This is a genomic window from Kitasatospora sp. NPDC004799 (assembly GCF_040609095.1).
Classification (GTDB): domain Bacteria; phylum Actinomycetota; class Actinomycetes; order Streptomycetales; family Streptomycetaceae; genus Kitasatospora.
Genome location: NZ_JBEXJK010000523.1, coordinates 1 through 5081 on the forward strand (window position 1 = coordinate 1; position 5081 = coordinate 5081).

3 protein-coding genes and 1 pseudogene are annotated in these 5081 nt (G+C 76.0%); 2 read left to right on the forward strand and 2 right to left on the reverse strand.

Annotated elements, in window-relative coordinates:
* Window positions 1-2004, reverse strand: a pseudogene (locus tag ABZW03_RS37060) (hypothetical protein); the annotation flags it as partial.
* A gap of 311 nt (window positions 2005-2315) precedes the next feature.
* Here ABZW03_RS37060 and ABZW03_RS37065 point away from each other — a divergent pair.
* Window positions 2316-3734 carry a S41 family peptidase gene (locus ABZW03_RS37065; protein WP_355268707.1) on the forward strand — a complete coding sequence of 473 codons (1419 nt, stop codon included), beginning with the start codon at window positions 2316-2318 and terminating at the stop codon, window positions 3732-3734.
* On the opposite strand, the gene ABZW03_RS37070 is transcribed toward ABZW03_RS37065, so the two are convergent.
* Window positions 3703-4119 (reverse strand): hypothetical protein, encoded by a 417-nt coding sequence (locus tag ABZW03_RS37070; RefSeq protein ID WP_355268709.1) that lies wholly within the window; start codon window positions 4117-4119, stop codon window positions 3703-3705. The genes ABZW03_RS37065 and ABZW03_RS37070 overlap by 32 nt on opposite strands.
* Window positions 4120-4302: 183 nt before the next feature.
* On the opposite strand from ABZW03_RS37070, the gene ABZW03_RS37075 reads away from it, so the two are divergent.
* Window positions 4303-4917, forward strand: a complete 615-nt coding sequence (locus ABZW03_RS37075; RefSeq protein WP_355268711.1) for a YceI family protein — start codon at window positions 4303-4305, stop codon at window positions 4915-4917.
* The last annotated feature ends 164 nt before the right edge of the window (window positions 4918-5081 follow it).

The following is a 5081-nucleotide window of genomic DNA, read 5'->3' on the forward strand; positions in this document are numbered from 1 at the left end:
GTCGCCGGCCGCCGCGGCGGCGAGGCGGGCGGCGGCCCGCCACTGGTGCGGCGTCCAGCGGCTCGCCGACCGGGTGGGGGGCAGGGGTGCCCGCTGCGGGCGCTTGAGGAACCTGCCGTACGGCGGGACGGGGGCGAGCAGCGGGTCGAGCAGGTCGGTGCGGCGCTCGGCGAGCACGGTGCGCACCGGTGGCAGGACGGCGGCGGAGGGCTCGAGTCCGAGGATCCCGGCGGCCCTGGCGTCGCGGGTGCGCGGGTCGTCCAGCCACAGGGCGGCGGCCGTCGTGAACGCGCTGTCCGACCCGAACCGGAGGGCGTGCAGGAGGAGTTCCTGGAGTTCGGGGATGCCGCGGGCCCGTCGGCCGAGCGAGCGGGCCAGGGTGAACAGCAGCCAGTACTCGGCGGTGTCGGCCATGGTGTCCAGCCAGGGCCGCAGGGTCGCGAACACGGCGTGCTCCTGGCCCCGGCGCAACTGGTGCTCCAGGCGGCCGAGTTCGACGGTTCCGGTCTGGCCGGCGATCCGCCGCAGGCTCCGCAGCGCCCAGTCGACCAGCTCGGCCCCGCCGGCGGCGGCGTGCTCGCGCAGCACCTCGGCGACCAGCCGCTGCAGGGCGGCCCGGGTGGCGTACGAGCAGTCGCGGGCGTCGACCGCGTCCCGCACGGCGGTGTCGAGGGCGGGGACGGCCGCCGGGGTCAGCAGCCCGGCGGGTGTCTGGGCGAGCGCGGCCAGCGCCGCGCAGCGCACCGGGTTCTGCTCGTTGCGCAGCCGCGGCAGCAGCCCGAGGGCGTCCTGGACGGCGGCGCGGTCGTGGGAGGCGGCCGCGTTGGCGAGCAGGCCCCTCCACGCGGTGGCCCGGTCGTCGGCGTCCGGGCGGGAGAGGGCCGCCCGGAACTCCGGCTGGGCCTCCTCGGTGGGCAGGTAGGCCAGGACGGGGGCGATCTGGGCCCAGGGGCGGCCCTCGGCGCGGCGCAGGGCGACCTGCCGGCGCGCCTCGGCGTGGCGGCGGGCGTTCGGGAACAGCGGGAGCACGAGGAGCAGTTCGGCCTCCCGCGGGAGGGCGCCGGCGTACACGAGGTCGAGGAACGCGTCGCGGCGGCCCGGCGGAAGGGCGCGCAGCAGGGCGGCGAGGCAGGCGGGTGCGGCCAGCCAGTGGCGGCCGAGGGCGGGGAGCGAGGGCGGGTCGGCGCGCACCAGTCGGCGCAGGGTGGCGCTGGTGGGCGGCGCGGTGTACGGTCCGGCGGCGCCGCGCCGCGGGTCGGTGAGGAGGCGGACGGTGCGTTCGGCGTCCGCGGCGGCCAGGTGCGGCAGGTCGCGGTGGCGCAGCGGGAGGTCGGGGCCGAACCGTTCCAGCAGGTCGAGGACCCGTGCGGGGCGGGTGCGGGCGGTGGTGGCGAGGACGTCGGCGAGTGCGGGCCACGGCCCGAGCCGCAGGGTCTCGGGGTGCTCGGCGAGGTCCTGCTCGAGGTGGTCCAGGACCTCGTCGGGGAAGCGTGCGGCGAGGGGCGCGAGCGGTGCGGCGTGGGCGAGGTCGGGCAGGGTCCGGGCGACGAACCCGGGGCTGCAGGCGGAGAGCAGCGGGGCGGCTTCGGCGTCGCCCCATGCGGCGCGCAGGCGGTGCACCAGCCGTTCGGCGAGCCGGTGGCGGCGGCCGTGCCGGATGGCCCGGGTCAGCTGCCGGCGCAGGGCGCTGGGGGCTGCGGCGAAGACGTCCTCGATCGCCTCGTCGGGGATGTCCTGGGTGCGGGCGGCGCGCAGGGCGTAGCCGCGGACCACCGGGTCGGGGTCGGTCAGCCGCTCGGTGAGGTGGCCGGTGGCGCGGCCGGCCGCCGCGGCGAGTGCGGCCAGCCGGCGGCCGTAGGTGCCGGAGCGTTCCAGTTCGGACAGCAGCCCGGGGAGCTCTCCGTGGGCGGCGAGCTCGCGGGCCCTGCGGGCGACGAGCCGTTGGCGCTCCGGGTGGGAGAGCGGGGCGAGGTCGGCGAGGAGCTGGTCGGCGTCGTGCGGCATGGGGTCGATTCTGGCCCGGCCGGGCGGGTGCCTCCCACCGGTTTTCGCCGCCCGGGCGGGCGTCGGCGGTCGGCCCCGGGGCGGCGGGCTCACGGTCTCCGTCCGGTACGGGAGTTGGCGCGGCGGGTCGTTGGGGGGGGTGGGTACGCCGCAGGGTGGAGGCGGGGGTGCGGGGGTGTCCTTCTCGGGTCGGGGGCCGGACCGGTCTGCGGGGGGACGTGGGGCGGCGGGGCCGGTGCGTACCGTCGGTGCCGTGGGCGGCGGAGGGGGTTCCGCGGGGGAGGCCCGGACCTGGAGGGCACGGGGACGGCATGGGGATCGGACGCGGGAAGGCTACGGCCCGGGCGACGGCCCGGGCGACGGGCGTCACGGCGGTCGCGCTCGCGCTCGCGCTCGCGGCGGGAACGGTCGGCACGGCCGGGGCCGTTTCGGGGCGGGGCGGTGTGGAGCGGCCGGGTGCCAGCCGGCTGGAGGGCGTGTGGCGGACGGACGGGTACGGCACGATCGTCGAGATCCGCGGGAGCGCCCTCACCACCTACGACGTCACCAGGAACAGCTGCACCCCCGGTCTGACCTCGGCCGTGCGGTTCGGCGCTCCCCTGCCCGGCGGCGCCGTGCGCTACGGCACCCCCGGGGAGCCCTTCGCCCGGCTGACCGTCACCCCGCGCGGACGGCAGCGGGCCGTGTACGCCAAGGACCAGGCCACCGGCACCCGTACGCTGGAGCGGCTGCCCGGCGGGCTGCCGGCCCGGTGCGCGCTGCCGGTCTCCGACGATCCCCTCGCGGTGTTCGACCGGTTCTGGGACAGCTTCGAGGAGAACTACCCCTTCTTCGCGGCCAAGGGCGTCGACTGGCACGCCCAGCGGGCGGCGTACCGGCCGAAGGTCACCGCGGAGAACCTGGTGGACACGGTCATCGCCATGGTCGAACCGCTCCGGGACTCGCACATCGCCCTGCTGCGCGCCACTCCTGACGGCGGGTACACCACCTTCTTCCGGGCGATGCGGGCGGGCACCGTGGCGCCGACCCCGCAGCTGCTGGCCACCGTCCTTCCGCCGATCGGCGCCCAACTGACCGCACCCGAGCAGAAGTTCGGGAACGGAATCCTCGGCGTCGGCGAACTCCCGGACGGGCTCGGCTACTTGCGGGTGAGCGCGTTCGGCGACTACGTCGACAAGGGCAGCCAGCAGGACCAGGAGGCCGAACTCGACCGGGCCGTCGGCCACTTGCTCGACCGGCCGCGCGCCGCGCCGCTGCGCGGGGTGGTGATCGACGCCCGGGTGAACGCCGGCGGCTCGGACGCGCTGGCCGTCCGGCTCGCCTCCCGGTTCACCGACCGGCCGTACCAGGCCTACCGGAAGGTGGCCCGCAACGACCCGGCCGACCCGGGCGCCTTCACCCGGCCCCAGCCGGTCACCGTCCGCCCCTCCCCCGGGGTGAGCCGCTTCACCGGGCCGGTGGCCCTGCTCACCTCGGGCTCGACGGTGAGCGCGGGCGAGACCTTCACCCAGTCGCTGATGGGCCGCAGCCCGCGCGTGCTGCGCATCGGGGAGGACACCCAGGGCGTCTTCTCGGACCAGCTGCCCCGGCGGCTCTCCTCGGACCTCGTGCTGCTGCTGCCGAACGAGGAGTTCCTCACCCCGGCCGGCACCACCTTCGACGGGCCGGGCATCCCGCCGGACGTACGGACCCCGGTCTTCACGCCGGAGGAGCTGGCCGGGCTGAGGTGACGGCCCAGACCGGGTCGAAGACCTCGCCGAGCAGCTGGGCGGCGGCGGCAGGGTCGAAGAGCAGCGCCGGCACCCGCCAGGGGGCGAGGACGGCGCCGCCGCGCGGCGGGGTGACCGGCAGGTCGGGCGAGGGCGCGGGGGCGGTGCCGACGGTGGGCAGCAGCAGGGTCGACCAGCGCTCGGGGGCCTGCCCGGCGAGCCAGCCGAGGCCCGGGCCGATGCCGCCGAGCACGGCGGCCAGCTCGCCGGCCGGGCAGGCGTAGGGGTGGGCGCGCGGGGCGGGCCGGTCGGGGTGCGGCTCCGCGGTGCCGGGGTGGGCGCGGGCGTCCTCGGCCCAGAGCGCCAGCTGCCCGTCCGCCCGCCAGAGCGCGTGCAGGACGAACATCGGAGGCCTTCCGGGCGGGGTGGAACCGTCCATCGCAGCCTAACCGGGAGGGCTGACAGAGCCGGTCCGCTGAGCCGTCCGGGCGAACCTCGAAGCTTGTGGTTGAAAGTTGAACGAAGTTGTCCTACGCTGGAGCCAACAAGTTGAAGCCTAAACAACCGGCTTCGAACCAAGGAGGAAGCCATGGGCCTGTTCAACCGCACCAAGACCGTCACCGCCCCCGCCGCGACCGCCGTCCAGACCCCGGCCGGCCCGGACCTCGCCCACCTGACCGGCGACTGGACGATCGACAGCACGCACAGCGAGATCGGCTTCTCGGTCCGCCACGCGATGGTCACCAACGTCAAGGGCCGCTTCACCGAGTACGACGGCAAGCTGCACCTGGACGGGACCCACCCGGGCAACTCCTCGGCGGAGCTGGTGATCAAGGTCGCGAGCGTCGACACCAACCAGGCCCAGCGCGACGAGCACCTGCGCACCGGCGACTTCTTCGCCGTCGAGTCCCACCCGGAGATCAGCTTCCGCAGCACCTCCGCCCAGCTGGTCCACGGCGACTCGTACCGGATGACCGGCGACCTCACCATCAAGGGCACCACCCGCCCGGTCGTGCTGGACCTGGAGTACACCGGCAGCGCCACCGACGCGTACGGCGCCGACCGGGTCGGCTTCGAGGGCAAGGCCGTCGTCGACCGCACCGACTTCGGTCTGACCTACAACGCGGCGCTGGAGACCGGCGGCGTGCTGATCGGCGAGAAGGTCAAGCTCAGCTTCGACATCTCCGCCGTCAAGGCGGCCTGAGCCGGCTTCCCCCCTGAGCACCGTCCCTGCCCTTCCCCCCGGGGCAGGGGCGGTCTTCCACCTGACGGCCGTCAAAGAATTCGCGGCGGGCGTTCTCGACGCATTCGATCAATTCGGCCTGGAGGGTTCGTGACCGGGTACACGGACGCGCCGAAGCCGATCAG

Coding starts and splice junctions, on each gene's coding strand:
- ABZW03_RS37065 (WP_355268707.1), top strand. CDS start 2,316: ATGGGGATCGGACGCGGGAAGGCTACGGCCCGGGCGACGGCCCGGGCG.
- ABZW03_RS37070 (WP_355268709.1), bottom strand. CDS start 4,119: ATGTTCGTCCTGCACGCGCTCTGGCGGGCGGACGGGCAGCTGGCGCTC.
- ABZW03_RS37075 (WP_355268711.1), top strand. CDS start 4,303: ATGGGCCTGTTCAACCGCACCAAGACCGTCACCGCCCCCGCCGCGACC.